General features: G+C 46.3%; 21 protein-coding genes. 12 read left to right on the plus strand and 9 right to left on the minus strand.

Annotated elements, in window-relative coordinates; genetic code table 11:
• Positions 1-81 precede the first annotated feature (81 nt).
• The 4 genes from OCU74_RS09980 to OCU74_RS09995 all read right to left on the minus strand — a co-directional run bounded on the left by OCU74_RS09980 (position 82) and on the right by OCU74_RS09995 (position 4,990).
• Entirely contained in the window at positions 82-1,443 is a 1,362-nt protein-coding gene (locus OCU74_RS09980; RefSeq protein ID WP_087479586.1) for a TRAP transporter large permease, read from the minus strand.
• Positions 1,444-1,448: 5 nt separating this feature from the next.
• Positions 1,449-2,120, minus strand: a complete 672-nt coding sequence (locus tag OCU74_RS09985; RefSeq protein ID WP_087479587.1) for a TRAP transporter small permease — start codon at positions 2,118-2,120, stop codon at positions 1,449-1,451.
• Positions 2,121-2,218: 98 nt separating this feature from the next.
• Positions 2,219-3,223: a TRAP transporter substrate-binding protein gene (locus tag OCU74_RS09990; RefSeq protein WP_087479588.1), complete on the minus strand. Its 1,005-nt coding sequence runs from the start codon at positions 3,221-3,223 to the stop codon at positions 2,219-2,221.
• 267 nt (positions 3,224-3,490) lie between these two features.
• On the minus strand, positions 3,491-4,990 hold the full coding sequence (locus OCU74_RS09995; RefSeq protein WP_087479589.1) for a protein adenylyltransferase SelO: 1,500 nt from the start codon (positions 4,988-4,990) through the stop codon (positions 3,491-3,493).
• A 210-nt stretch (positions 4,991-5,200) separates the two neighbouring features.
• Between OCU74_RS09995 and OCU74_RS10000 the strand changes: the two genes are divergently transcribed.
• From OCU74_RS10000 to OCU74_RS10010, 3 genes are all read left to right on the plus strand, one after another.
• Positions 5,201-5,995, plus strand: coding sequence for a MerR family transcriptional regulator (locus tag OCU74_RS10000; protein ID WP_159457381.1), 795 nt, complete (start codon positions 5,201-5,203; stop codon positions 5,993-5,995).
• Positions 5,996-6,122: 127 nt separating this feature from the next.
• Positions 6,123-6,632: an oxidoreductase gene (locus OCU74_RS10005; RefSeq protein WP_234993527.1), complete on the plus strand. Its 510-nt coding sequence runs from the start codon at positions 6,123-6,125 to the stop codon at positions 6,630-6,632.
• A gap of 18 nt (positions 6,633-6,650) precedes the next feature.
• On the plus strand, positions 6,651-8,591 hold the full coding sequence (locus OCU74_RS10010) for a putative bifunctional diguanylate cyclase/phosphodiesterase (RefSeq protein ID WP_087479590.1): 1,941 nt from the start codon (positions 6,651-6,653) through the stop codon (positions 8,589-8,591).
• On the opposite strand, the gene OCU74_RS10015 is transcribed toward OCU74_RS10010, so the two are convergent.
• On the minus strand, positions 8,509-10,257 hold the full coding sequence (locus tag OCU74_RS10015) for a carbamoyltransferase N-terminal domain-containing protein (protein WP_087479591.1): 1,749 nt from the start codon (positions 10,255-10,257) through the stop codon (positions 8,509-8,511). The two genes, OCU74_RS10010 and OCU74_RS10015, sit on opposite strands and share 83 nt — an antisense overlap.
• A 199-nt stretch (positions 10,258-10,456) precedes the next feature.
• Complete coding sequence (gene nagE, locus OCU74_RS10020) at positions 10,457-11,947, minus strand: N-acetylglucosamine-specific PTS transporter subunit IIBC (RefSeq protein WP_087479592.1); 1,491 nt, start codon at positions 11,945-11,947, stop codon at positions 10,457-10,459.
• 271 nt (positions 11,948-12,218) lie between these two features.
• On the opposite strand from nagE, the gene nagB reads away from it, so the two are divergent.
• The 6 genes from nagB to OCU74_RS22135 all read left to right on the plus strand — a co-directional run bounded on the left by nagB (position 12,219) and on the right by OCU74_RS22135 (position 17,849).
• Positions 12,219-13,031, plus strand: coding sequence for a glucosamine-6-phosphate deaminase (nagB, locus tag OCU74_RS10025; protein WP_087479593.1), 813 nt, complete (start codon positions 12,219-12,221; stop codon positions 13,029-13,031).
• Positions 13,032-14,183, plus strand: coding sequence for an N-acetylglucosamine-6-phosphate deacetylase (nagA, locus tag OCU74_RS10030; RefSeq protein WP_087479594.1), 1,152 nt, complete (start codon positions 13,032-13,034; stop codon positions 14,181-14,183). It begins immediately after the preceding gene.
• Complete coding sequence (locus OCU74_RS10035) at positions 14,184-15,398, plus strand: ROK family protein (RefSeq protein WP_087479595.1); 1,215 nt, start codon at positions 14,184-14,186, stop codon at positions 15,396-15,398. It begins immediately after the preceding gene.
• A 101-nt stretch (positions 15,399-15,499) separates the two neighbouring features.
• Positions 15,500-16,120, plus strand: a complete 621-nt coding sequence (locus tag OCU74_RS10040; protein ID WP_087480105.1) for a PGAP1-like alpha/beta domain-containing protein — start codon at positions 15,500-15,502, stop codon at positions 16,118-16,120.
• Complete coding sequence (locus OCU74_RS10045) at positions 16,095-16,679, plus strand: alpha-ketoglutarate-dependent dioxygenase AlkB family protein (protein ID WP_159457382.1); 585 nt, start codon at positions 16,095-16,097, stop codon at positions 16,677-16,679. The genes OCU74_RS10040 and OCU74_RS10045 overlap by 26 nt, the downstream gene beginning before the upstream one ends.
• Before the next feature lie 102 nt (positions 16,680-16,781).
• Entirely contained in the window at positions 16,782-17,849 is a 1,068-nt protein-coding gene (locus OCU74_RS22135) for a bifunctional transcriptional activator/DNA repair enzyme AdaA (protein ID WP_087479597.1), read from the plus strand.
• 38 nt (positions 17,850-17,887) lie between these two features.
• Here OCU74_RS22135 and OCU74_RS10055 read toward each other — a convergent pair whose 3' ends face one another.
• The gene (locus tag OCU74_RS10055) at positions 17,888-19,201 is read right to left on the minus strand and encodes a 6-phospho-beta-glucosidase (protein ID WP_087479598.1); all 1,314 of its coding nucleotides are present in this window, start codon (positions 19,199-19,201) and stop codon (positions 17,888-17,890) included.
• A gap of 124 nt (positions 19,202-19,325) precedes the next feature.
• Between OCU74_RS10055 and OCU74_RS10060 the strand changes: the two genes are divergently transcribed.
• Positions 19,326-20,258: a LysR substrate-binding domain-containing protein gene (locus OCU74_RS10060; RefSeq protein WP_087479599.1), complete on the plus strand. Its 933-nt coding sequence runs from the start codon at positions 19,326-19,328 to the stop codon at positions 20,256-20,258.
• Positions 20,259-20,321: 63 nt separating this feature from the next.
• On the opposite strand, the gene OCU74_RS10065 is transcribed toward OCU74_RS10060, so the two are convergent.
• On the minus strand, positions 20,322-21,143 hold the full coding sequence (locus OCU74_RS10065; RefSeq protein WP_087479600.1) for a transporter substrate-binding domain-containing protein: 822 nt from the start codon (positions 21,141-21,143) through the stop codon (positions 20,322-20,324).
• 329 nt (positions 21,144-21,472) lie between these two features.
• Here OCU74_RS10065 and OCU74_RS10070 point away from each other — a divergent pair, with 329 nt between their 5' ends.
• Positions 21,473-21,796: a DUF1820 family protein gene (locus OCU74_RS10070; protein WP_087479601.1), complete on the plus strand. Its 324-nt coding sequence runs from the start codon at positions 21,473-21,475 to the stop codon at positions 21,794-21,796.
• Positions 21,797-21,868: 72 nt separating this feature from the next.
• Here the strand turns inward: OCU74_RS10070 and OCU74_RS10075 are convergent, their stop codons facing one another.
• Positions 21,869-22,933, minus strand: a complete 1,065-nt coding sequence (locus OCU74_RS10075) for a hypothetical protein (protein ID WP_143693107.1) — start codon at positions 22,931-22,933, stop codon at positions 21,869-21,871.
• 562 nt (positions 22,934-23,495) lie between these two features.
• On the opposite strand from OCU74_RS10075, the gene OCU74_RS10080 reads away from it, so the two are divergent.
• The gene (locus OCU74_RS10080; RefSeq protein ID WP_087479603.1) at positions 23,496-25,442 is read left to right on the plus strand and encodes a HAMP domain-containing methyl-accepting chemotaxis protein; all 1,947 of its coding nucleotides are present in this window, start codon (positions 23,496-23,498) and stop codon (positions 25,440-25,442) included.
• Positions 25,443-25,537: the final 95 nt, after the last annotated feature.

The following is a 25,537-nucleotide window of genomic DNA, read 5'->3' on the forward strand; positions in this document are numbered from 1 at the left end:
CACATAAAAAAATCCCTCAATAAAAGGATTGAGGGATTTATAGATAGAAACTGTATAGCTATTTCATTTTATGATGTCACATCACTTGGTAATAATCTCTGGTCCCATCAGTGAGGTCGGCAGCCAGGTTGAAACCCAAGGCACATAAGTGACGATCAACAGGAACAGGAACATAACGGCAACCCATGGTAAAGCGGCTTTGACGACATTAATCATCGACATCCGTGCCACACCTGCCGTCACAAACAGGTTCAATCCTACCGGTGGTGTAATCATCCCGATTTCCATGTTCACCACCATGATAATTCCCAGATGAATCGGATCGATTCCCAGTTGAATGGCAATCGGGAACACCAGTGGCGCCACAATGATCAACAGACCTGACGGCTCCATGAACTGACCACCAATTAACAGCAGCAGGTTGACAACTATCAGGAAGGCAATTGGCCCCAGACCAGCAGAAAGCATTGAATTAGCTATCATCTGCGGCACCTGTTCTTCGGTCAGAACATGCTTAAGAATCAAAGCATTGGCAATGATAAATAGTAGCATGATGGTCAGCTTGCCGGCTTCACACAAGGTTTTCTTGGTATCAGGATGCACAAAAGCCTGAAAGATTTTAATGACACCCGGCAACTGATTATTCTTATCCGCAAACGGGCCCATATCTTTATAGACAAAGTTGGCAATCAGGAAAGAATAAACCGCCGCAACAGCCGCAGCTTCAGTCGGGGTGAAAATCCCCCCATAAATACCACCAAGAATAATCACGACCAGAAACAGTCCCCAAATCGCATCCCGGCCTGCTGTGATTAATTCTCCCCAGCCGACAAATGACTGCTTCGGTAAGTTTTTCACCCGGGCAGCAATATAAATCGCAACCATCAGCATAACACCGGCTAATAGTCCGGGGATCACACCGCCGAGGAACATCCGGCCGACAGAAACATCTGTTGCTGCCGCATAAACAACCATGACAATCGATGGCGGGATCAGAATCCCCAGCGTTCCGGCGTTACAAATCACTCCGGCTGCAAACTCTTTGGAATAACCGTTCTTCACCATTCCGGCAATAACGATACTCCCGATGGCAACGACAGTCGCCGGAGAAGAACCAGACAATGCAGCAAACATCATACAAGCCATGACTGAAGCCATCGCCAGACCACCACGGAACCAGCCGACAACCGCAATAGCAAAACGAATGATCCGTTTTGCCACGCCGCCGGTCGACATGAAACTGGAAGCCAGAATGAAAAATGGAATCGCCAGCAACGTGTAGTGACCGGCAAATGCATTAAATAACGTTTGTGCAACCGATGCCAGAGAGGCATCTGAGTGCAGCATGAGAAAAACAATACTGGACAAACCCAGTGAAACAGCGATCGGCACACCAATGAGCATCAGGCCAATCACCATTAAAAAGAGAAACAGAACTGCCATGATGACTACTCCTTCCGATCCGATGACGACTGCTGATGTGATGAACTGATTTCATTATCCTGTTGAAGCTCAGCTTTCAGTGCTTCCAGATCCTCTTCACCTTCATGAGCGGCAATCAGGCGATCCAGCTTTCCGGTCAGAATCTGATAAGTTGCTTGTGCGAAACGGAACGTCAGCAAAGCCATTCCAACCGGCAAGGCCATGTAAGGAATAAATCGTGGCAGCTTTTCATAAGCCTCACCTTCATTCAGCCAGTCAGCTAAGAATTGCAGGAAATCTGGCATCGGAATATCGTCGGTTTCGTACCAGGCCCGTTCGGTAACAAAGGGATACCAGTAATGCCATGAACCAATCAGTAACAGGACGGCAAACAACAGACAGGCAAATGCTGAAGCCACCGCAAAAGTTTTCTTTAACCCTGCCGGAGCCATATTGATGATGACATCAACACCGATGTGGAAGTGTTTTTTAACCCCATAGGAAGCCCCGACCAGAACCATCCAGGCAAACATAAATACGGTCAGTTCAAGAGCCCACAATATGTTGTCATTAAATACATAGCGACAAATTACATTTACAAACGTCAGCAGTGTCATCGTTCCCAAAAAGAATGCAATCAGAAACTCTTCCACCGAATCAGTAAAACGACCGACTTTAGAAAAAAAAGAATGTTCCATAACTATCTTCGCTCTCATTGTTATCATTCAGGTGCCCCACATCGTGGTTTTCCATATAACGACGGTGGGGCACAATGTTTATAGCGTGACTACGACAGTTACTTCTGGTTTGCAGCAAGTGCATCATTAATCAGATCACTACCGATATCTTTCTCGAATTTCTTCCAGACCGGTTGCAGTGCTTCTACCCATTTTTCACGCTGAGCCGGCGTCAGTGTACGAACAACACCACCTGCATCGATAATATTCTGGCGATTGGCAAGATTCACTTTGGTTGATTCTGCGTTACGGGTTTCGGTCACTTCCTTGAGAATCTGTGCAAACTGGCTGCGCACATCATCAGGCAGGTTATCCCAGAACTTGGTTGAGGTGACAACAAGGTAGTCAAGGATGCCGTGGTTTGTTTCAGTCACACCATCCTGAACTTCGAAGAACTTCTTACCGTAAATATTTGACCAAGTATTTTCCTGACCATCGATAACACCAGTCTGTAATCCACCATAGACTTCTTTAAAAGACATTTTCTGTGGATTTGCACCCAGTTGTTCAAACTGTGCGACCAGAACATCCGATGCCTGAACCCGGAATTTCAGTCCTTTAGCATCCTTTGGTTCAATCAGTGGCTTGTTGGCAGAAAGTTGCTTCATACCGTTATGCCAGAATGCCAGACCCAGAAGTCCACGGCGTTTCATCGCTGTTTTCAGTTTCTCACCAGCAGCAGAGTTCTGGAAACGGTCAACCGCTGCAACATCTTCAAACAGGAATGGCAGGTCGAATATACGGTATTTCTTAGTGAATTTTTCAAACTTGGAAAGAGAAGGGGCTGCGAGCTGAACGTCACCGTTTAAAAGAGCTTCCAAGACTTTGTTATCATCATAAAGTGTCGAATTCGGGAAAACTTCCATACAGGCTTTTCCGTCCATCTCTTTGTTGACCCGCTCGGCAAGCAGAGAAGCAGCAATCCCTTTCGGGTGTTTATCCGTGTTTGTCACGTGGCTGAATTTAATCACCGTTTCACCCGGATCACAGCCTTCGGAAGCGGCAGCGTTAAAACTTGTAGCAGCGAGTACAGATACAGTCAGTAGTGTTAAAGGCTTGAACATCTTTTTCTCCTTGTTATAGAAACAGAACACCTTCTTGGTATTCACGTTATTGATAACAAGGCAATTAGCGCGCCAACATTTAGAAACAAACTCAACAATTCAGCAACAACAGCAACTTACAGGCAACGTTGACGAAAGTTCAGTCATGCCTATACAGCTACATCTGATACAAATGGGGGGAAATCCACCCATAAAAATTGTCGTAATGTGTCATTTCTGACTCATCGGCGCTAACAATAACAAGTCTCAGGTAACGGCATGATCACATCACGATGAACAACTGATTTCCAGACACTTGCCCCACGCCGGAGGTAATTCGGCATACTGTTCAAACATGGGCTGCTCATCGTAAGGATGTTGTAAAACCTGAATCAACTGTTCCAATGGCAGAAAATCTCCCTGTTCAGCTGCATCAATGACCTGTTGGGCAAGATAGTTACGCAGAACGAACTTTGGATTCACCTGACGCATCACCTGACAACGCTGTTTAGCCGAATAGCGATGGCCGGCTGAATCTATCTCCCGTTCACAGCGAAGCCGGTACTGTTGCAGCCATTGCATGGCCGCAGGCTGATCATGAAACAACTCAGCAACAAATTCAGGCGGCTGCGCATCCAGAGAAGAAAGACGACGGAAAAACAGCGTATAATCGACCCGATTCTTCGCCATCAGTTTAAGCATATCCGAGCAAAGTTCACTATCGCCGTCCTGATGCTGCTGTAATCCCAGTTTACACCGCATCAGACGACTGTATTCCTGATTCAGCAATACCGTATATGTTCCCAGTTCGGTTTCAAGCTCATTCTTACCCACCAGCGGCGTAAATGCCTGCGCCAGCGCCGTTAAGTTCCACTGCCCGATTCCCGGCTGCATATCAAAGGCATAGCGCCCCTGATAATCTGAATGATTACAGATAAAATGAGGGTCATAATCATCCAGAAACGCAAATGGCCCGTAGTCGAAAGTCTGTCCCAGAACTGACATATTGTCGGTATTCATCACACCATGAGCAAACCCATACGCCTGCCAGAAAGCAATCATTTTTGCTGTCCGTTGTACTATTTCCTGAAACAGACCGAGATATGGCGGTACTTTCTGCTGATAAGGTTGTTGCTGATGAGATTGAAGAAGAAGCTGGGGAAAATGCCATTCAATCACTTTATCAGCCAGCAAACGCAGGTCATCATGCTGCCCGGTATAAAAGAAATGTTCAAAATGCCCGAAACGAATATGAGTCTCTCCCAGACGAATCAGCAAAGCTCCCTGTTCAACCCGCTCACGATAGACCGGAGTATCACTGACCATCATTCCCAAAGCCCGGGTTGTTTCACTGCCTAACGCTGCCATCGCTTCGCTGCACAGATATTCACGAATGGTTGAACGCAAGACTGCCCGGCCATCTCCCATCCGGGAATACGGTGTCTGACCGACACCTTTCAGATGCACGTCAAACCAACGCCCCTGTCGGTCACGTATTTCTCCGAACAGCAACCCCCGCCCATCACCCAGCGCCGGATTGTAGACACCAAACTGGTGGCCTGCATACTTCATTGCCAACGGTTGGAAATAATCCGGCACCGGTTCGCCGGAAAATATCTGTAACCAGATCTCATCCGGTACACCGGTCAAACCAAAATGTTCTGCCAGCGGTGCATTCCAGGTCACCCAGCGGGGGTTTTCCAGCGGTGTCGGTATCACCCGGATATAAAAAGTTTCCGGGAGTTCAGCATAACGGTGGTATACGGGTAAATGCTGCCAGAGGGACATAAATCAGTTCCGTTTCATTCTGTATCCGTCAACCATATCAAGTACCCGACTATTTTGCTAGGTTATATCTTGAATCTGAATAGCAAAAACATTCAGCCATTCTTTTGTTCTCAGATTGACTGTTCCCCAAAGCAGGTCCATTGTAAAGATTCGGATGATGTCGATGCCATCATCCCAACTGACTCATGTCATCCCATCAGAGGCAATGCCATGAAAAATTACACTGTACAACAGCTTGAAAAAACGACCGGAATTTCGACACATACACTCCGATACTTCGATAAAATCGGCCTGCTCTGCCCACAGCGGCAAAAAAATGGCTATCGGATTTATACCTCGGAACAACTCCCCATTGCAGAGATGATTGTTTCGCTGCAAAAAGCCATGTTTACCAACCGGGAAATCAAACAGCTACTGGACGATTATCCGGGAGACGCAACGCTCAACCGGCTGAAAGAAAATAAAAAGAAACTACGGCGGGAAATCGCCCATCTGAAACGGGTGTATCAGACTCTGGGAAACCATATTCAACATTTACAGGCGCTTAAATCAATCCGCCATGACCTGTTCCGGCCATTTATCGAAGAGCAGGAAGACGTTCTGGTCGGACTGATTCACAGTGATTCGAATAATATTGTTGATCTTTTCACCACCGGAAACCGGATTATCGGTCATCCAGCGTGGCCGCATCACCATCATCATGGCTTACTTATTCCAACTGACACGATTCTTTCCGAAGGTTATCCGGTTCAAACCATGTATGCCGAAGAGCCTACATTGATTCGCCATGCACCGTATACGCGCAAAAGCGGCCGTTATCTCTGTATGTATGCCAACGGCAATATGGAAAATAATGCCCAGCTCTATCCTTTCATTCAACATGCCTTACAGTTCGTACCTTCTCTACCTCAAGAGACATTTATCCAGCAAATCAGCGCTCCGGTGATGAAAAAATATAAGCAGGATTTTCTCGTCAAACTGATGATAAGAATCGATTTATCCTAAAACGATTTCCGGGCTCTTCTTGAATATTCGGACATTGTCTACATACAATAAAAGAAAACAAATAAATAGATCAACTGAATCGGGATATGTCAGTTTCACAGGAAATAACGTAAATCAAGGTAACCCTATGAAAAAAAGTATCCGGAAGATCGTCCGACTCAGCACGCTGCCACTTCTGTATATAATGACTCTTTTTTGTTCTGCCAGTGTCTGGTCTGGCACACAAGAGTCGCCTGTTCTCACCATCACCTATCAGAATAAAACACTAAGCTATTCACTCAACCAGCTTGAACAGATGAGTGACAGCAAGATCACAACAGACACACCATGGACCAGGCCACACACAATATTTGAAGGCATTTCCCTGAAAAAAATAGCCGAACTCGTCAACATGCCCGCAGACTGGCAATTTAAAGTTTCAGCATTAAACAATTACTGGTCATTAATCCCTTATGCCGACATAGAACGTTATCAGCCTATTCTGGCTATCAAAAAGGATGGCGAATATATGTCAGTCAGAGAGCAGGGTCCATCCTGGGTTATCTATCCCCTATCCTCACATAATGAGCTGGATAATGACGTTCTTCACAGCAGAATGGTATGGCAGGTTTCCAAGATTGAAATCATTCCTGAATAAGATATTTATGCAGGTATAATGATGATAAATAAAAAGATTTTTGGGCTCATTGCGCTGATTGGACTGGCACTGTTTTTTAGTGTCTGGACAGTAATTAAACTGGAAGACTCCTATAACCTATTAACCCGGTACACACAGATCTCTGCCTGGGTACTGACAAAAACCGAACTGGAAACCCTTGATTTCATGCAACAGCTGGAAAGACGGGTCACCGGTACGGATACCTCCAGTCATGCGTTAAACCTGAAATATGACATTTTATGGAGTCGCTATCAGATGTTTCTGATGAGCGACGAAACACAAGTGTCAAAACAGAAACTCAATGCCGGAGAAATTGTTGAACATGCGTTTAACACCTTAAAAAAATACGAATCAGCAGTCATCCATGACGATATTAACCAGTTGAAAACCATGCTGGTCGAGTTCGGTCCCATCTCGGTTGATATCCGGGATCTGGTCGTGGAAAGTCTGACCGGCTGGCACACAGCCCAGAAAAGTGTTGAAATCGTAAAAAACAAAGATGAAAGTATGTATTTTATCGCTGTGATTTTCATCTTTTTACTTTATCTTGCATATCAGGTTTACAAAGATAGTAAAGCCCAGCAGTTTCTCGCCTGGAATGACCCGTTAACCGGGCTACACAACCGAAACTATCTGCTCAATGAAATCAAACGCCGTGACACTCATCCGTCCATCACATTGATTTTACTTGATATTCATGGTTTTAAAGAACTCAATGACCGTATCAGCTATGAATATGGGGATGGTTTGCTTAAAGAATTTGCAATCCAACTGAATCGTTATTGCCAGCCTTACGGATTAACCTGTGCAAGACTGGGAGCCGATGAATTTGCCGTACTAATCCCGCGGGAGGATTTTGACATCAAATCATTTGCCGAAAAACTTTGGGTGAAGCTGGATAGCAGTATCAAAAAAATGGACCCGGCCAAACGCATGAGTCTGTCCATGGGAATTGCCTCCAGTCAGGACATCCCGTCCGCGTCAACAAACAGTAAGCAAGAAAAACTGGTCCTGAATAATGCGGATCTGGCATTAAATATCGCGCAGAAAAGGCAGAATTCCGCAGCCATTGTATTTTTCGATCCGGCTTTTGACGCCGAACATCAGAAACGCAGAAAACTCACCGACGATCTCAACGATTTGCTGACCCAAAAACAGCAGACACAGCTCAGCCTGGTTTTCCAGCCCATCGTGATGAACAGCACATCAGACTACCTGGGCGGAGAAGCACTCATCCGCTGGACACATCCGGACTATGGTGAAATCTATCCTGAATATCTGATCTCTATTGCTGAAAAATCAGGTTTAGGCAAGCAGTTGGGAATGTGGGTCATGCATCAGGTTCAGACCCTGCTCAATCAGGAACTGGCTTTTTGCCGTCAGCATATAGAAATCTCCATCAATCTGTCTGACTCTTTGTTTGATTATGGACTGCCACTCATGGTACAGGAGATTTTTGGCTATAACCGTGATGACTTAAGATCAATTATTTTTGAAATTACCGAAACGATGACCCTTGATAATATTGATCGGAGTCATGCGATTATCCGTAATCTGAAAGAAATCGGGATTCGTTGTGCGCTGGATGATTTCGGCACAGGCTGGTCATCAATGTACAATCTGAAACACCTTCATTTTGATAAAGTCAAAATCGACCGGACTTTTGTGACCGATATTCACCGGGTTAAAAATCAGTATTACTTCACCTCAGCCATTGTCACCCTGTCACATCAGTTAGGGATTAAGGTGACAGCAGAAGGAATCGAAGACGAAAAAGAGTATCTGACCCTGTGTAATATGGATGTCGATGAATTCCAGGGATATCATTTCTCAAAACCGTTAAATCGTGCTGACTTTATTGATTACTGTACGAATTATTTTGCAAAGCAGCAGCAACATGCTGATCATCCGACCGCCATACCACAAGATCATGATTAAACACTAAGAGATCAATCACTTGTTCCTCCAGATACGACAGTGCCTGACAGAACTCATTGACAATGGGTTCTTCACCCGTATTCAGGGAAGTATTGATAAGACCGGGTTCTCCTGAAACACCTTCCCATGCAACGAGTAACTGATGCATAAACGGGTCAGAATCTTTGGTAATGATCTGTGGTCTGGCAGTACCATCAATATCAGTAACGGCCGGGCAGCGGTGCTTAAAATATGTTGTACAGTCGTAAGTCATCGTTATAAATTGTGCTGCAATCTGATCCGGCTGCCAGCCAACATAACAATCAGTCGCAAAAATATCTGCTGTCATTGGAGCAAACGGCATAAACTCCGTACGCTTCATTCTCTGATTCAGCCAAATATTGACCGAAGAATCCTGAGCCCGACATATAACACTACGGTTACCGAGTGCTCTTGCTCCAAACTCCATCCTTCCTTTTACAATTCCTGAAATCAAATCAGAATGTAATGCAGCTAACAGTATTGCTATTATTGTCTGGTCTTCTGAGAGATGCAGGTAAGAGAACTCCGCCTTATCATCCAGATAGCGGATAATTCCATCACTCTCTGCGACTGCCGGGCCAAGCTTCATCGTCGGCATGCTTACACGTGTACCATTCAGCCGGTGAACGGCACAAACAGCAGCCCCCAAAGGTAACCCATCATCCCCCATACACGGCAGAATATAGACATTTTCAACTCCATCGATACTGCGTAATTTCTGATTCAGTTTCACATTACCGAATACACCACCGGCCAGGCACAGATTATTCGGATGCTCACGATCAACATATTGCCGGATCAGTTTCATCAGAATATTTTCTAAATGCCGCTGTGCCGCAGCAGCAACATCTTCCGGCTTTTCACCGGAAATTGCCCGCTCAAGAATTTCATAATTATGATGATATGACGGCAAGTAACCTTCGCCGAAATGGGCCCGGATTCGCCCTTCTTCATCAATATTGATCAGTGTTTCCATCAGAGAAAGTAACCTCTCCGGATCACCGTAAGATGCCAGACCAGTCACTTTATCTTCATGGCAGTTGGGTTTAAATCCCAGTAATTGGGTAATACGTCCGTAAAAATAACCTAAACTGTCAAACATCGATTCTCGCTGTAAAACTTCGAAATGATCGCCTTCACATTGGGTCACAGTCAAAGACTGAAAATCTCCCCGTCCGTCACAGGAAATAGCGATTGCCCGGGAAAAAGGAGAACAGAGATAGGCAGCATGGGCATGAGATTCATGATGCTCGATATAAAGGACTTTACCGTCTAAATGATTTTCCCGGATAAAGGATTCAAATTCTGCCCGTTTAGGCCGGTCATGATTGACTTCATCCGTTAAGCGTTTATGGAGATAGGGTAAATATTCAGACTCATCTTGTGTAACTTCAGCAATCCGGTCGAAATACAGTTCAGAATACCTTTCCGGATCAAAACCGGCATTCCAGCCATAAGCAATGTAATCAACATTATCCAGACCGATCTCATTCTCAGCCAGCACATAATTCATTGCATGATATGGAAAAACATTATGTGCTTTCACCCGGGTAAAGCGCTCTTCATGAGCGGCTGCTGTTACCAGGCCGTCTTTAATTATACAGGCGCCAGCATAATCGTTATTGGATAATCCTAATATAATCATCTTGCTATATCCCTATAGAATGAGACTCCTTCATCTGGAAACAAGAGAATAGCATATCCAACCAGACACCTAGTTGGTAAGCACAACAACCATTGATATTTATCAATTAACGTCCGACAGTCTGTCATTTCAGAGAATGAAAAAAGAGCGTGATAAAATCAACGCTCTTTATTCGATATCAAGTCAGACTGAAAAATGCTTATTCCCGCATTGCATTGGCAATAAACTCAGCCTGAGCACCTAAAACGACCTGTAAATCAGTCCGGTTCAGCTTCACGATGCCACTGGCTCCCAGAGCTTTAATCCGCACTTCATCAATCTGTCCCATATTTTTTACCGACAGACGTAGCCGGGTAATACATGAGTCAATCTGAGTCAGGTTTTCCCGTCCACCCAAAGCCTGCATGTATTCATTCGCCAGTGCCTGAATATCCTTGGAGGCAGCAGAACGACCGACAGAAGCGACTTCCTCCTGCTCACGTCCGGGAGTCTGAATATCAAACCAGCGAATCGCAAAATAGAAGACACAGAAGTAAATCACACTGAAGCACAGACCTACCACAATCAATAATGCAGGTTTAGTTGCCAGCCCCCAGTTAATTACAAAGTCAAACAGACCGGCAGAGAAGCCAAAGCCGTCCAGAATGCCCAGATAGTTGGTAATGACCAGTGAAAGGCCGGTAAGTATTGCATGAATTACATACAGTACCGGAGCCAGGAACATGAACAGGAATTCAATCGGCTCGGTAACCCCGGTCAGAAAGGCAGTCAACGCCACTGAAAGCAGAATCCCGCCCACTTGTGGACGACGGGCTTTCGGAGCCGCCAGATACATCGCAAGCGCAGCACCGGGCAATCCAAACATCATGATCGGAAAATAGCCGGTCATGAAAACCCCGGCAGACGGATCACCGGCAAAGAAACGATTCAGATCGCCCCGGGTTGTCTGAGCCGCAATTTCCTGAATCATACTACCGTCAATGGAAGGAATCGCACCGCCGACACTGAGTGTTCTGGCAATATCAGGTGCAACACACAAATTGTGCAGTCCACCAGCCAGTTCATAAGTGACTTTGGTACATTCTCCCAGCCCGAACCAGAAAATGGAATTGAGTACATGATGCAACCCAACCGGAATTAAAGCACGGTTCAACGTCCCGTAGACAAACTCTCCCCAGGCACCGGAATGCGAAACAGTATGACCAAATGTGTCGATACCATGCTGAATCGCCGGCCAGACAACGCCACTGACACCTGCCAGAATCAGAGTAATTAAACCGGTCATTATCGGTACTAAACGCTTTCCGCCAAAAAACGCAAGGTAAGCCGGTAAACTGGTCTGATAAAAACGGTTATAAACATGACCGGCAACAACCCCGGCAACAATACCACCAAAAAATGACATATTAATATCAGCATTAATGGTTTTTGCTGCTTCTGTAAGCACCAGATACCCAACGGCACCGGCCAGACCGGCAGCCCCTGCATCACCCTGAGAAAGACCGATTGCTATCCCAATCGCAAACAGCAAAGGCAGCTGGCCGAAAATCGCCCCACCCGCCTGAGCCATAAAAGCAATATTCAGCATATCCGGTTGTCCGAGTCTCAATAAGATCGCGGCGACCGGCAGAATGGCAATCGGCAACATAATTGCCTTGCCAAGTTTTTGTAAATACCCCAGTACGTTCATTGCATCCTCCGTCACATGATTCGTACACTACACTGACATCTTAATTCATCCTTTAAACTAAGCTCTAGTATATATGTCACAAAAATGATAACCATGCAAAATTTTTGTGCATTTTATTTGCACAAATTACCCTGTTTATTCAAAATATAAAATAAGTCCGTTGTATACTCTGAACCACTCATGCTGTGATCAGCCATCGATCAACGTCAATGCTCTTGCAATGACAACAGTAGACAGAACAGAGATAAGAGATGTTGTATGGAGAACTAAAATGCGTTTATTACCTTTGAAAAATAAACAACAGGTCGGAAGCTGGACCGCACACTATATTGCGGAAAAAATCCGGGCATTCCAACCGACCGCTGAACGTCCTTTTGTATTAGGTCTGCCCACAGGAAGTACCCCACTTTCAACCTACCAGTCGCTGATTCAGCTATATCAGGCAGGAGAAATCAGCTTTAAACATGTGGTTACTTTTAACATGGATGAATACGTAGGACTTCCGGCAGAACACCCCCAAAGCTATCATCACTTCATGTTTGAGAATTTTTTCAGTCATATTGATATCCAAAAACAAAATATCCATATTTTAAATGGCATGGCGACTGATTTAGAGGCAGAATGTCGGGCCTATGAAGCAGCTATCGAACAACTGGGTGGTATTCATCTATTCTTTGGCGGCGTCGGTAGCGACGGACATATCGCATTTAATGAACCCGCCTCGTCTTTATCATCCAGAACCCGAATCAAAACGCTGACTCAGGAAACCATACTCGATAACGCCCGCTTTTTCGAAAACGATATCAGTCAGGTGCCGAAAATGGCATTAACTGTCGGCGTCGGAACACTGCTGGATGCCAGAGAAGTTTTAATTCTGGCAACTGGCCCGAATAAAGCTCTGGCTGTACAGGCAGGCGTTGAAGGCGGCGTCAATCATTTATGGACATTATCCGCATTGCAGTTGCACTCACGGAGTATTCTGATCTGTGATGAACCGGCAACCATGGAACTGAAAGTCAAAACTTTACGCTACTTCCAACAACTGGAGGCGGCTGAAATTGATAAATTTAGAGGAACGGAATAGATGTTCGCACTATGTCACAGTGAAATTTTGACAGGCGATGAAAAACTGGTCGGGACTGCGGTCGTGATCAGCGAAAACAAAATTCACGCTTTAGTGCCCCAGTCAGAACTCCCTGAGGACATTCCTCAGATCGATCTGCACGGACATATTCTGTCTCCCGGTTTCATCGATCTACAACTCAACGGCTGTGGTGGTGTAATGTTCAATAGCACACCAACGGTAGAAACGCTGGAACACATGCATCTCACCAATTTGCAAACCGGCACAACGAGTTTTCTGCCGACACTGATCAGTGATAGTGACCATGTTATTCATCAGGCTATAGAAGCCACCAAAGATTATATGTCACAACATCAGCATCAGGTGCTGGGTATGCATCTTGAAGGTCCTTACACCAATCCGCTACGCAAAGGAATTCATCCACTTGAACAACTCCGCCAACCGGACAACGACATGATCAACTGGTTGGCTGAACAGGCTCCGTGGCTGAAAAAAATCACCCTGGCTCCGGAAGTGAATCAGACAGAACATCTGCGGCAGCTTCATAAAGCGGGCATCATCGTCAGTGTCGGCCATACTGCTGCCACTTATGAGCAGGCATCCCGGGCATTTGCCCAGGGCGCCACGTTTGCCACACACCTTTATAATGCGATGACATCCATTGAAAACGGTCGCTCTCCCGGAGTAGTCGGTGCGGTATTTGATCACGATAATGTTCATGCAGGAATCATTGCCGATGGTTACCATGTCCACTGGGCCAATGTCCGGACCGCAAAGAAAATCATGGGCAACCGACTCTGTCTGGTCACTGACGCCACAGCAGCTGCGACACCACCATCAGACATGACCGAGTTTGATTTCTGCGGTACACAGGTGTTTATCCGTGACGGGCAATGTGTTGATGAGCATGGTACTTTAGGTGGTTCAGCACTTACCATGAATGAAGGTATTCGTTTGCTGATCGAACAGGCAGAAATCCCACAGGAAGAAGCTTTCCGGATGGCAACGCTTTATCCGGCACAGGCCATCGGCATGGATCACCAGCTCGGTGCAATCCGTCCCGGACTGATTGCGAATCTGACCATACTTGACCCGGCCTATCAGGTGATCAACACACTGGTCAATGGTGTGTGGACAAAGGATATGTACTAGATGGTCAAACGTAGCGGGCGAGTTACCAATCATGAACAGCTTAAGCAGGTCAATGCGGCGCTGGTCTATCAGTTAATTGATCTGGAAGGCCCGATCTCCCGGGTCAGTATTGCCCAGCAGAGTGCACTTGCCCCGGCCAGCGTTACCAATATTACCCGTCAGCTTCTTGCCCATAACCTAATCACCGAAGTTGAACAACAGGCCTCAACCGGTGGCCGGCCAGCAATCTCTCTGACCACAAATCAACAGGATTTCTATTTTGTTTCCTGTCGCCTGGGGCGGGATGTGATTCAATGTAGCCTGATGGATCTGGCCGGGACAACCCATCACCTGCAACAGGTTCCGATCGAGCAACATGATACACAGGGTATTGTCGATACCTTACGGCATGAAATCTGTCAGCTTTTGACACAATATGCCACCCACCGCCTGATTGCGATTGCCATCACCATGGCGGGTCTGGTCGATCCGACATCAGGAATGATCCATTATTCCCCCAATCATAAGATTGCCGGTCTGAAATTATCAGCCGCCCTCGAAGATCTGGCGTTACCGGTTTATATCGGTAATGACATCCGTGCCAGAGCACTCTCCGAATACTACCTGGGAGAAGCCCGCCAGTGCGATGACTTTATCCTGATTAGCATCCATAGTGGTGTCGGAGCCGGTATTATTACCGACGGACAGCTATTGCTGGGCAGACACCGCCCAATCGGTGAAATCGGACACGTTCAGATCGACCCTTTCGGCCAGCGGTGTCACTGCGGTAGTTTTGGCTGTCTCGAAACTGTCGTATCCAATCAGGCACTGCTTGAACAAGCCGCAGCTCTTTTGCAACGCGGTCACCAGAGCTCACTTTCAGCAGAGAATCTCACCATCGATCAGATTTGTGCCGCCGCTGTTCAGGGCGATTCTGTTGCCAATCATCTGATTCAGCAGGCAGCCAAACATCTCGGTCAGGTTCTGGGGATGCTGGTCAATGTATTTAACCCAGAGAAAATCCTGTTCGCCGGAGAAATCATTCAGAGCGCTCCGGTCCTGTTTCCTCTGCTTCTGGAACAGATCCAGCGTCAGGCGCTGCCCAGCTTCGCCGGAGATTTACGTCTCGAGCAGGCCCGCTTTCAGCGTCAGGACACCATGGGCGGATATGCCTTAATCAAACGCGCCCTGCACGAGAGTGATTTGCTGCGGCAAATTATGAATGATGATCACTAACCCGAACATTCGCAGCCTTTGTCGACCAACAATGTTGCACATTTATCCATCTCTCCATACTATGCTTATCAATATCCTGATTCACGGGCATGAAAGATCATATGAAAATCATCCTTCTCCACGGCCTGTACATGCATGGCATCGCGCTGCAACCACTGCGTCAGCGCCTGAATCAGCTCGGCTATACAACAGAGGTCATCAGCTACAACACCGTTGCGATTGATGACGAGAAACTCTTCTGTGCGATTGATGCAGCACTGGATCAGGACTGTATAAACATTTTGGTTGGTCACAGTCTGGGCGGGCTGATGATTAAAAACTATCTTGCCGCCCGTAAGCCATCCAACACTCAGATTTCTCATGTCATCACGATTGGTTCTCCGCTTCAGGGTGCTTCAATTATTGGCAAGATTCAGGAGATAGGGCTGGGAACGATACTGGGAAATTCACCCGATTACGGGTTACAGCAGCATGAAGATGAATGGCGTTTTCCCCAGAAGCTCGGCAGTATCGCCGGAACCTTTGCTTTTGGTATTCGCTCAGTTTTATTAGGTAATGAGCATCCTTCGGATGGAACAGTCACCGTTGAAGAGACCAAAATCACCGGGATGACCGATCATCTTGAAATTCACTATGCTCACACCAGCATGCTTTATAGCGCCAGACTTGCTATTCAAATCGATAATTTCATTCGCCATGATCATTTCCAGCCCGAATCCTGAAGTTTTCGAATTGCCGGATGGCAGACTCCGCTACATTGAACATCTGATCACAGACAGTGATACATTACTCTCACGCTTGAAAACATCGCTGAACTGGTATCAGGGCGATGTCTGCTTATTTGGCCGGAACTATAAAACTCCCAGGCTGCAATGCTGGTACGGTGATAAAGCATACACTTATTCAAAAGTCAGGCTGGAGCCGACACCATGGCCGCCGTTATTACAGCAGCTAAAAAACGTCGTCGAGGAAATTTCGGGATATTCATTTAATTCCGTGCTGGGCAACTGGTATCAAAGCGGGCAGCACAATATGGGAATGCATGCGGATAACGAGCCGGAGCTGGGGCAAAATCCCGTGGTTGCAATGTTAACGTTCGGTACCCCAAGGCCACTACAGTTCAGGCACCGCAACGGTCAGGATCGCTTTACTATCACTCCGGCCGATGGTTCACTGCTGCTCATGGAAGGTCCGATCCAGCACCACTGGCGGCATGGCATCAATAAGAGCAAGAAAATAACCGGAGAACGCATCAGCCTGACGTTTCGCTTTATCTTCTGACAGGATGCCCACCAGAAAAATTAGTTGTCAATTTATCGGTTGTCATATTTTCCTGTCTCCATGTACCGTAGCTATATCCAACACAGCAAAAGATAATGATTTATGCCGGGAAACGAACAGAGAATAGAAAACCCCGAACAGATTGAAAATTACTATCAGGCTTTACTGGCTAAAGATCCTCGCTATGTCGGCACATTTTATGTCGGAGTGAAAACGACCTCGATATTCTGTATTGCCACCTGCCGGGCACGCAAGCCGAAAAAAGAAAACGTTGAGTTCTATACCACATTTAAAGCTGCGCTCGATGCCGGATATCGTCCCTGTAAGATTTGCAAACCAACAGAGAATGCCAGTGAAGCGCCACCAGTTGTTGTTCAGGCGATTGAACTGGTACGCCAGCATCCCAAAGAAAAAATCTCCGACGCCCGGCTGAAAGAAAATCAGATACGTCCGGAAGTTATCCGGCGCTGGTTTAAAAAACACTACGGCATGACTTTCCACACCTTCCAGCGTATGTATCGCATCAACTGTGCACTGGAAGAATTGAAAGAAGGAAAAAAACTCATGGACACAGCCTACGAGATGGGATACGAATCCCTGAGTGGATTTGGTTATACATTTAAGAAGGTTATGGGAAAATCACCAAAGCAAAGCGCAAACAGCCAGGTCATTCTGATTGACCGTTTTACAACACCATTAGGGCCGATGTTCGTCTGTGCAACCGACGAAGGTATTTGTCTGCTGGAGTTTGTCGAACGACGAATGCTGGAAACCGAATTCCGGGATTTACAACGGCTCCTTTCTGCCACCATTATCAGTGGCGAAAATGATCATATCCGTCAGGCAAAACAGGAGATTACTGAGTATTTCGCCGGGACGAGAAAGCATTTCGATGTAAGGATTCACTCACCGGGAACACCCTTCCAGAAACAAGTCTGGCAGGCATTACAGCAAATTGAATACGGCGCAACCGCTTCTTATCAACAGCAGGCGGAGAGAATTGGCAAACCAACAGCGGTCCGTGCAGTGGCTTCAGCCAACGGACATAACCGGATTGCCATTATCATTCCGTGTCATCGGGTGATCGGCAAAGACGGAAAACTGGTCGGCTACGCCGGTGGTCTGGAGCGAAAACGCTGGTTACTTGAACATGAGAAATCCCACGGCTAGCCGTGGGACTCAGAATCAATGTGATACAACCGGTCTGTTTACCGAAACTGTGGCATATAATCCAGATTCGCCTGAATCGTTTCGTCCAGAGCAGCTTCCAGAATAGTACCGGTATTTACGATCGGATTCAGTATCAGTGCCCGATGGGCTGCATTGCGATCTCCGGTGACTGCCGCTTCAACAGTAAGAGATTCATAACTTTTCATCAGCTGGATCAGGCGCAACGTATCTTCAGGAAATGGTGCAACATTCAGTGGCAGCGGACCACTTCGGGTAATCACGGAACTGACTTCAACCGCGCAGTCATCCGGTAATCCAGCGATCGTGCCATTATTACGGGTATTTACATGCATAATGGTCCGTTTATCGTTATAAATCGCACTCATCAGTTCACAGGCGGCTTCGGAATAGTACTGACCGCCCCGCTTTTCCAGCTCCTGTGGTTTTTCACTCAATTCAGGATTCCGGTAAATATCGAACAGCCGCTTTTCCATCGCTTTGACCACTTCACCACGGGTACCTTCTCCGTCAGCTTCACCGAGTTCCTGTTCCAGCATATCCTGACTGGTGTAGTAATAACGCAGATAAGCACAGGGAATCATCCCCATCTGACGCAGCAACTTTTCTGGCCAGTCAAACGGCGGAATGTTATGCGGTACCAGCAAATCGTTGCCCCGCAGAATTTCATCCATCACCCACTGCAATTTGTCCTGTCCGTCGTGCAGGATTTGCCTGGCCCAGATCAGATGATTCAGCCCGGCAACCTGCATCACAACATCCCTCTCATCGCAGTTCAGCATCCGGGCCACACCTTTTTGCATAATCACCGGAACATTACACAGACCAACCGCTTTGACCTGCGTATGTTTCAGAATGGCTTCAGTCACCATTCCCGATGGATTGGTAAAGTTCAGCAGCCAGGCATCAGGACAGTACATCTCGATCTCTTTACAGATATCCAGTGTCACAGGAATCGTCCGGCAGGCATTGGCAAAACCACCTAACCCGTTGGTTTCCTGACCAATCATCCCATACTTCATCGAAATTCGTTCATCACGGATCCGGCCTTCAAGGCAGCCGGCCCGGAACTGAGAACAAATAAAATCAGCATTTTTCAGGGCCGGAATCCGATCCAGTGTGACATGAACATCAACATGCGCCATGTCATGCCGCTGGAGCATTCTACGGGTCAAATCAGCAATGATATTAACTTTCTCACGCCCCTCTTCAATATCCACCAGCCACAGCTCGCGGATGGGCAGTTCTGTCCGACGGGCAATTAATCCTTCAATCAGCTCAGGCGTATAACTGGAACCCGCACCAATAACGGTAATTTTCAGACCTTGTTTCATTGTTTTTATCCTGTGTCTTGTGGGTATAAATAAGCCTCTCTGATTAAAGATCGAAAAAACAGGCTCAACAAACCAAATAAAAGTTGTTATAAATTAGGCAGACTAATCCATCGGGGAATTGCCTGTGGACAGAAAACAATTACTTCTCACCAACATGCATACCTTCAGTATTGCGGCGAAGTTTCTCAGCTTTACCCGTGCTGCGGAGGAATTATGTATTTCGCAGGGAGCAGTCAGTCAGCGGATTAAAGGCCTGGAACAGCAACTCGGCTTCTCTTTGTTTATCCGTCTGACCCGGAAACTGGAACTGACCGAAGAAGGTGAACGGTTACTGCATGCGCTAAATCAGTCTTTTGATTTAATCTTTTCTGAAGTAGAAGATATTCGCTTTAATGAGTTACGGGGAGAATTATACATCGGGGTTGCTCCGACGTTTGCCCAGACCTGGCTACTCCCCCGTCTGCCGTCTTTTCAGCAGCTTTATCCATCTCTGAACCTCAAAATCAGGGTCAAAGGAAGCCGGCTCAATTTTCAACACGAGCCCGTCGATCTGGCGATCTACTACAGTGACGGACATCATCCCGGTTTCCACTGCCAGCCACTTTATGAGGAATACCTCACGCCCGTTTGCAGCCCTGACTACTATCAACAACTGCATGCTCATGGGCCAGACGGTAACGATCTGTCCCGGGCGACCTTCATACATAGCAGCGAATCTCTTGAATTTGATGAACCTCAGAGTGAATGGCAGCACTGGATGCGTCAGCAGTCAAACCCGGAATGGCGAGAGCTGGATGTCATGCAGAATCATTGCATCATCAATCATTCCAATATGGCAACCATTGCAGCCAAGTCCGGTATGGGCTTTGCGATGGCTCGTTTATCTCTGGTAGAAAATGAGTTATCTGCCGGAGAATTGATCGCTCCGTTTGAGCAGATCCGGGCAGAATACGGTTATGATCTGATCTGCCCGCACGGACAGGAAAACCGTCCCAGAATCAAAGCGTTTATAGAATGGATTGCCCGGGAAACAACCTGTTGGAAGCGTCCCGGCTAAGTTCATGATCCGAGGGAAATTCAGAGAATCAGATACTTTATAAAACAGTATACGGACACCTTATTACTGAACGTTTTTCATCCATTGGTCAGACTTGAACCATTTGTTGTAAATCCGTTCATATGTACCATCACCCCGGATCTGTTTTAAATAGTTATTCAGAAAGTTCACAAACTCAGCATCACCCTGACGAACCGCCCAGGCCAATGGTTCAAAAGTGAATGCACTATCCAGGTGAACAACCCGGTCTGCATGTTGTGAAGCATACATGGCGTTGTATGGTAAATCATAGACAAAAGCGTCGGCCCGGCCATTGGCAACCTGAAGAACTGCATCGGCAGAAGTTTCATATAGATCGACTTTCGCGTTAGACAAATACTTCTTAGCTGCCTCGGCACCAGTGGTTCCCATTTGAGTTGTCACCGTATAGCCGGCATGATTCAATTCACGATAATTACTGATTTTCCCCTTCAGTTTCGGAGCAAGTAATACTGTCTGACCAATCTGCATGTAAGCATCGGCAAACGATACCTTCAGGTTACGTTTCGGTGTCACGGTCATCCCGCCGATAAAATCACACTTATTTGTTTGCAGCGTAGGAATAATACCATCCCATGCCGTATTTACCGGTACGAATTTCACATCGATCGAGCGGGCCATATGTTTAGCGATATCAATATCAAAGCCAATAAATCGTCCATCTTTACTGGTCATTTCAAATGGTACATATCCGGCTTCAAAACAGAACTTAAGCTCACCCGATTTTAAAATACCTTCAATGGTAGATGCTGTCGCTAAAGTGGTTGCAGAAGAAAAAATAGCAGCACCGAGCACCAGACCAGTAAAAATCCGATGTATTCCTTTTTTCAATGTGTGGATTGTCATGATGGATAATTCCGTAACTTATTGTTTTGTCAGATATGATTTAAAAACACTATATACCCAAAGCATCTCAGAAATAGCAGGATGGATATGATGAGAGCCGCATCATCAGGGAAAAACACCGGAATTTCAATCTATTATCATTATATCTTATACTCATAGACCTATCTGGCAGATGATTATATCTCCACTGCCTTTTCCGCGATGACTCCGTAATCATCAGAGAAGCCCCCTTGCTTCTCCTTTTCTGTCTCAGGTAAGCTAGCCAAATTGCCAACTTCCATTGAGAATCGGTATAATCTGAAACATTCAACTTATTCACATAAATTCATATGAATCAACAGAATCCATTATTTAAAGTAACTTTCTTTCAGGCAGGCAAACAGTACGAAGTCTTTGTCAGAGAGCTGGTTTCCAGCAATTTATTTGGTTTTATTGAAATTGGTGATTTTGTCTGGGATACACACACATCGATTGTCGTTGATCCCAGCCATGAAAAGCTGAAAGATGAGTTCACCGGCGTAGAACGAACCTATCTGCCGATGCACAGTATTCTAAGAATTGATCAGGTGGCGCAACAAGGGACGGCAAAGATTGTTGATCTGGGGGATAAAATCACCCATTTCCCCGGGCCAATCTATACACCGAAAAAATAAGCCCCTGACGAGAAAGGAAGCCAGTGACACCTCGTCCCCCATCGAGGTGTCACCAACTGTCCCTGATTCGGTTTAATGACACTCCTCGCTGCCACAACTCATCAATCTAAGTACGCTGTCATTTTCCAGATAACCAGTATGTACTTTCAGCGGATTGGCGAACCAGCCAAAGTAAGTAGTACTGTTACTGACCGGGATACTCAGAACGTTGGCACTTTCATCACCCAAACTATCAACGTCAATCTGGTAACTGAGCAAATCATTCGGGTCAGAGAATGCAACAACTTTTAATGGCGTTATGACCGGACTTTCACCAGAAGCCCGGAGTGATGTCTCTCTTGCCGCCCGGAGTTGATTCACAGAATCCATCAGACCCAGAATACCTTTTCTCACGGGTTGTGGAGCTCCGCCTGTCATTTCTGCCCGTGACTTATCCGGCTGACAGGAATGAAGGAAGTTCAGCAGTGGTAATTGGTTGGAAGACATAAAAAACGTCTCGGTTTTCGCTGCCAGTTGCAAAAATGCATCTCCCGGCTGCTCGCAGACTAAGACATCACGCATCATCGTACTACCGAGGCTTTCAGAAAGGAAAAACACCCGATCCGGAATTTCATAATCATGAATGACTTTTTGTGCCGCCAGATTCAGTGCACTGAGCAGATTCTTCCGCAGTTGCGGGCCATAATCCGGTGAAGCGTATGCGACCACATCACCCAGACAGTCGCTGACCAGTGAGTCTTTAATACTTTTATTCAGACTGGCTGTTTTCAGTTCATCCGTTTCCCATGGCTCGGTCGGATAAACCTGATTGTAACTTTTCAGCGCAAAGACCCTCAGGTGATAGTCTTCGCGGGAAATCAGATATTCATCAAACAGAAAGGCACTATCCCCATTGTCAATTTGATCAGCAACGCCGTCTAAAGTGGCAGCAATGCGGTTGACATGTTCAGTTGCCCAGCCATTACCGTGATAACACATCCCATGCAGCATAAACAGCACCGCATTTTCTCCGGTATGGTATAACGGTTGATAATTCTCATTCTTGAATGTTGTAAGATATTGACTGTGGATGGGAGCATAGGGGGAAGAACATCCCCACAATGCTGAGGTCAACATGACCAGTATAACTAATCCCAAAGAACGTTTTCCGATTTGTCGAACCTGCCTGTTCCCCATCGTCCAGCCTTTTTTGTTATTGTTGCCAACTTAGTTGTTATTGTGAATATGAGAATTTGTCCGGTTCACTGAGAATACAAACCTGTGCCATTGCTCAATCAACCTAAAAACTGTGTCTTATATTTACAAAACCAATAACAGTGTAGGAAGTAGTTGCTGATTTTGACAAAAGACAATATGAATGAATCTGCGAAATGAGACACAGAGCACACTAAACCCAAGCGAACAGCCACAAGTTGCACATATATAAAACGACGTGTTGTAATATATACAACAACGTCATACAAAAGACTCTCCGGTCATTCAACTGCTAGTACTCAGAGATCGACTCCCTTGTTCAAAGTACCATTGCATATGGCATTGGAGTGGCATCTTACCCTCCGGATCTGTTGTTAATATACTACAATTTGTATATTGGTCTTCATATCACAAGCTGTGTGTCATCTCTTACTCTGGCACGTGTTCAATTGCCAAAAACCAACGTCAGAAAATAAATCATCAAAACAGACAGATAGGTGAAACTATGTTTAGGGATCTAAGGCTGGGTTTAAAAATCGGTTCAGGATTTGCGGTCGTTCTAATCCTGTTATCTATTGTTTTAGGCGCAAGCATTCTTGCTTTGCAGGCAGTCAGTGATGGGATCGCGCAATATCGGGGATTAGCCCGGGAGACAAATCTTTCAAGTCGTTTACAGGCAAATATGCTGATGGTTCGCATGAATGTGAAAGACTTTCTGATTACCAGAGATACCGGAGACTTAACCCAATATCAGGAATACCTTGCAAAGATGGATGATTTTCTGGGTGAAGCCCAACAATACATTCAGTCTCCGCAACGGGCAGAATTAATCAATAATGTCGATCGCCTGATGACGACCTATAGAAATGCTTTTGAACAGGTCGTCGAACTGGCTAAACAAAGGCGTGAGCTGGAAAAGGTACAGGGAGCTCACGGTGAAGAAATGCGCAATGCAATCGCTCAAATCATCGACATTGCCTATGAAAATAATGACAATCAGTTAACTTACCATGCTGGTCAGGCTCAGCGGGGGATGCTGGTCGGACGCTTGTTTGTCTCCAGATATGTTCAAACCAGCCGAGATGAAGATTTTACGATTGCGATAACCAATATGGATCAGGAGCTCAAAGACGAAATAGCCGCACTTGAGCAGGATCTACAGGGAACTCCTCAGCAAAATCTATTGGATACATTCCTGAACGCACATCGTGGCTATATTGCCGATATGCACACCCTCCGGGATCTGATCAAAAAAACCAATACCATTATCCATGACACTTTGGATAAGGTTGGTCCTCAGATCGCATCAGACGTTGAAGATGTCAAACGCTCTGTGATGCAGGAGCAGGATACCATCGGTCCGCAGCTCAAAAGCGACACCAACAGGAGCATCAATATCACTATGCTTCTGTCTGTGCTGGCAATTCTGTTAGGCATTGCAGCGTCTTATGTTCTGACTATCGTAATTACCAGACCGGTGCGCAAAGCTGTAGACGCCGCCAACCAACTGGCACAGGGTGATTTGACCGTTGATGTCGGAAAAACCAGTAAAGATGAAACCGGTCTGCTGCTTGCTGCAGTGCAGAATACCGCTGCAAATCTGAAACAGATGATTACAACAATTTCCGGAGCCAGCACAGAACTGGCATCAGCATCAACAGAGCTGGCAGCAGTCACCGAGCAAAGTAGCCAGAGTATTGTCCGTCAGGAATCCGAGACGGAAATGGTAGCAACCGCAATGAATGAGATGACGGTTACTGTCCACGATGTTGCCAACAGTGCATCACAGGCAGCCAGTGCGGCTGATAAGGCCAATCAGGAAGCCGAATCCGGGGCAAATGTTGTTGCAAGAACCATTGCAGCCATCCATTCCCTGTCAGACAGCGTCACGCAGTCTTCTGAGAAACTCAGCGAAGTTGAGCAGGAAGTTCATAACATCAGTACCATTCTGGATGTAATCAGAGGCATCGCCGAACAAACTAACCTACTGGCTCTCAACGCGGCGATAGAAGCAGCCCGGGCCGGAGATCAGGGACGGGGATTTGCAGTGGTTGCTGATGAGGTTCGTTCACTGGCGTCAAGAACACAGGATTCAACACAGGAAATCCAGAATATTATTGAGCAATTGCAAAGAGGAACGCAGAGTACCGTAGAAGCGATGACTCAGGGGAAAAAACAGGCGGCGGCATGTGTTGAACAGGCAGATGAAACCAATGCCACACTGCAAGCCATTATGCATGCCATTGGCGTCATCAATGATATGAACATGCAAATCGCCAGTGCCTCAGAGGAACAAAGTACCGTCGCTGAAAGTATTAACGAAAATGTGGTCAACGTGCGCCAGATTGCTCAGGAAAATGCCACAGCCTCGGATGAAGCCCGTCAGTCCAGTGGTGAAATCGCCCGTCTGGCCGAGCAGCTCAATCAACTGGTGGCACGGTTTAAGATTTAACCGTGGTTCAGAGCAGATAGAGGAGGAAAACACTGCCCTTTGTTTTAGTGGTGATGCTTCCTCATAGCGACGGATAATTTATCTGACAGCCAACG

This window comes from Vibrio mangrovi, from assembly GCF_024346955.1.
Lineage (GTDB): Bacteria > Pseudomonadota > Gammaproteobacteria > Enterobacterales > Vibrionaceae > Vibrio > Vibrio mangrovi.

Excerpts from the sequence above, each read along its gene's own strand:
- OCU74_RS10065 (WP_087479600.1), bottom strand. The coding sequence starts at position 21,143 with ATGACAATCCACACATTGAAAAAAGGAATACATCGGATTTTTACTGGT.
- OCU74_RS09990 (WP_087479588.1), bottom strand. The coding sequence starts at position 3,223 with ATGTTCAAGCCTTTAACACTACTGACTGTATCTGTACTCGCTGCTACA.
- OCU74_RS10040 (WP_087480105.1), top strand. The coding sequence starts at position 15,500 with ATGAAAATCATCCTTCTCCACGGCCTGTACATGCATGGCATCGCGCTG.
- OCU74_RS10055 (WP_087479598.1), bottom strand. The coding sequence starts at position 19,201 with ATGAAACAAGGTCTGAAAATTACCGTTATTGGTGCGGGTTCCAGTTAT.
- OCU74_RS09985 (WP_087479587.1), bottom strand. The coding sequence starts at position 2,120 with ATGGAACATTCTTTTTTTTCTAAAGTCGGTCGTTTTACTGATTCGGTG.
- OCU74_RS10010 (WP_087479590.1), top strand. The coding sequence starts at position 6,651 with ATGATGATAAATAAAAAGATTTTTGGGCTCATTGCGCTGATTGGACTG.
- OCU74_RS10080 (WP_087479603.1), top strand. The coding sequence starts at position 23,496 with ATGTTTAGGGATCTAAGGCTGGGTTTAAAAATCGGTTCAGGATTTGCG.
- OCU74_RS22135 (WP_087479597.1), top strand. The coding sequence starts at position 16,782 with ATGCCGGGAAACGAACAGAGAATAGAAAACCCCGAACAGATTGAAAAT.
- OCU74_RS10000 (WP_159457381.1), top strand. The coding sequence starts at position 5,201 with ATGAAAAATTACACTGTACAACAGCTTGAAAAAACGACCGGAATTTCG.
- nagB (WP_087479593.1), top strand. The coding sequence starts at position 12,219 with ATGCGTTTATTACCTTTGAAAAATAAACAACAGGTCGGAAGCTGGACC.
- OCU74_RS09980 (WP_087479586.1), bottom strand. The coding sequence starts at position 1,443 with ATGGCAGTTCTGTTTCTCTTTTTAATGGTGATTGGCCTGATGCTCATT.
- OCU74_RS10015 (WP_087479591.1), bottom strand. The coding sequence starts at position 10,257 with ATGATTATATTAGGATTATCCAATAACGATTATGCTGGCGCCTGTATA.
- OCU74_RS10070 (WP_087479601.1), top strand. The coding sequence starts at position 21,473 with ATGAATCAACAGAATCCATTATTTAAAGTAACTTTCTTTCAGGCAGGC.
- OCU74_RS10035 (WP_087479595.1), top strand. The coding sequence starts at position 14,184 with ATGGTCAAACGTAGCGGGCGAGTTACCAATCATGAACAGCTTAAGCAG.
- OCU74_RS09995 (WP_087479589.1), bottom strand. The coding sequence starts at position 4,990 with ATGTCCCTCTGGCAGCATTTACCCGTATACCACCGTTATGCTGAACTC.
- OCU74_RS10045 (WP_159457382.1), top strand. The coding sequence starts at position 16,095 with ATGATCATTTCCAGCCCGAATCCTGAAGTTTTCGAATTGCCGGATGGC.
- OCU74_RS10005 (WP_234993527.1), top strand. The coding sequence starts at position 6,123 with ATGAAAAAAAGTATCCGGAAGATCGTCCGACTCAGCACGCTGCCACTT.
- nagE (WP_087479592.1), bottom strand. The coding sequence starts at position 11,947 with ATGAACGTACTGGGGTATTTACAAAAACTTGGCAAGGCAATTATGTTG.
- nagA (WP_087479594.1), top strand. The coding sequence starts at position 13,032 with ATGTTCGCACTATGTCACAGTGAAATTTTGACAGGCGATGAAAAACTG.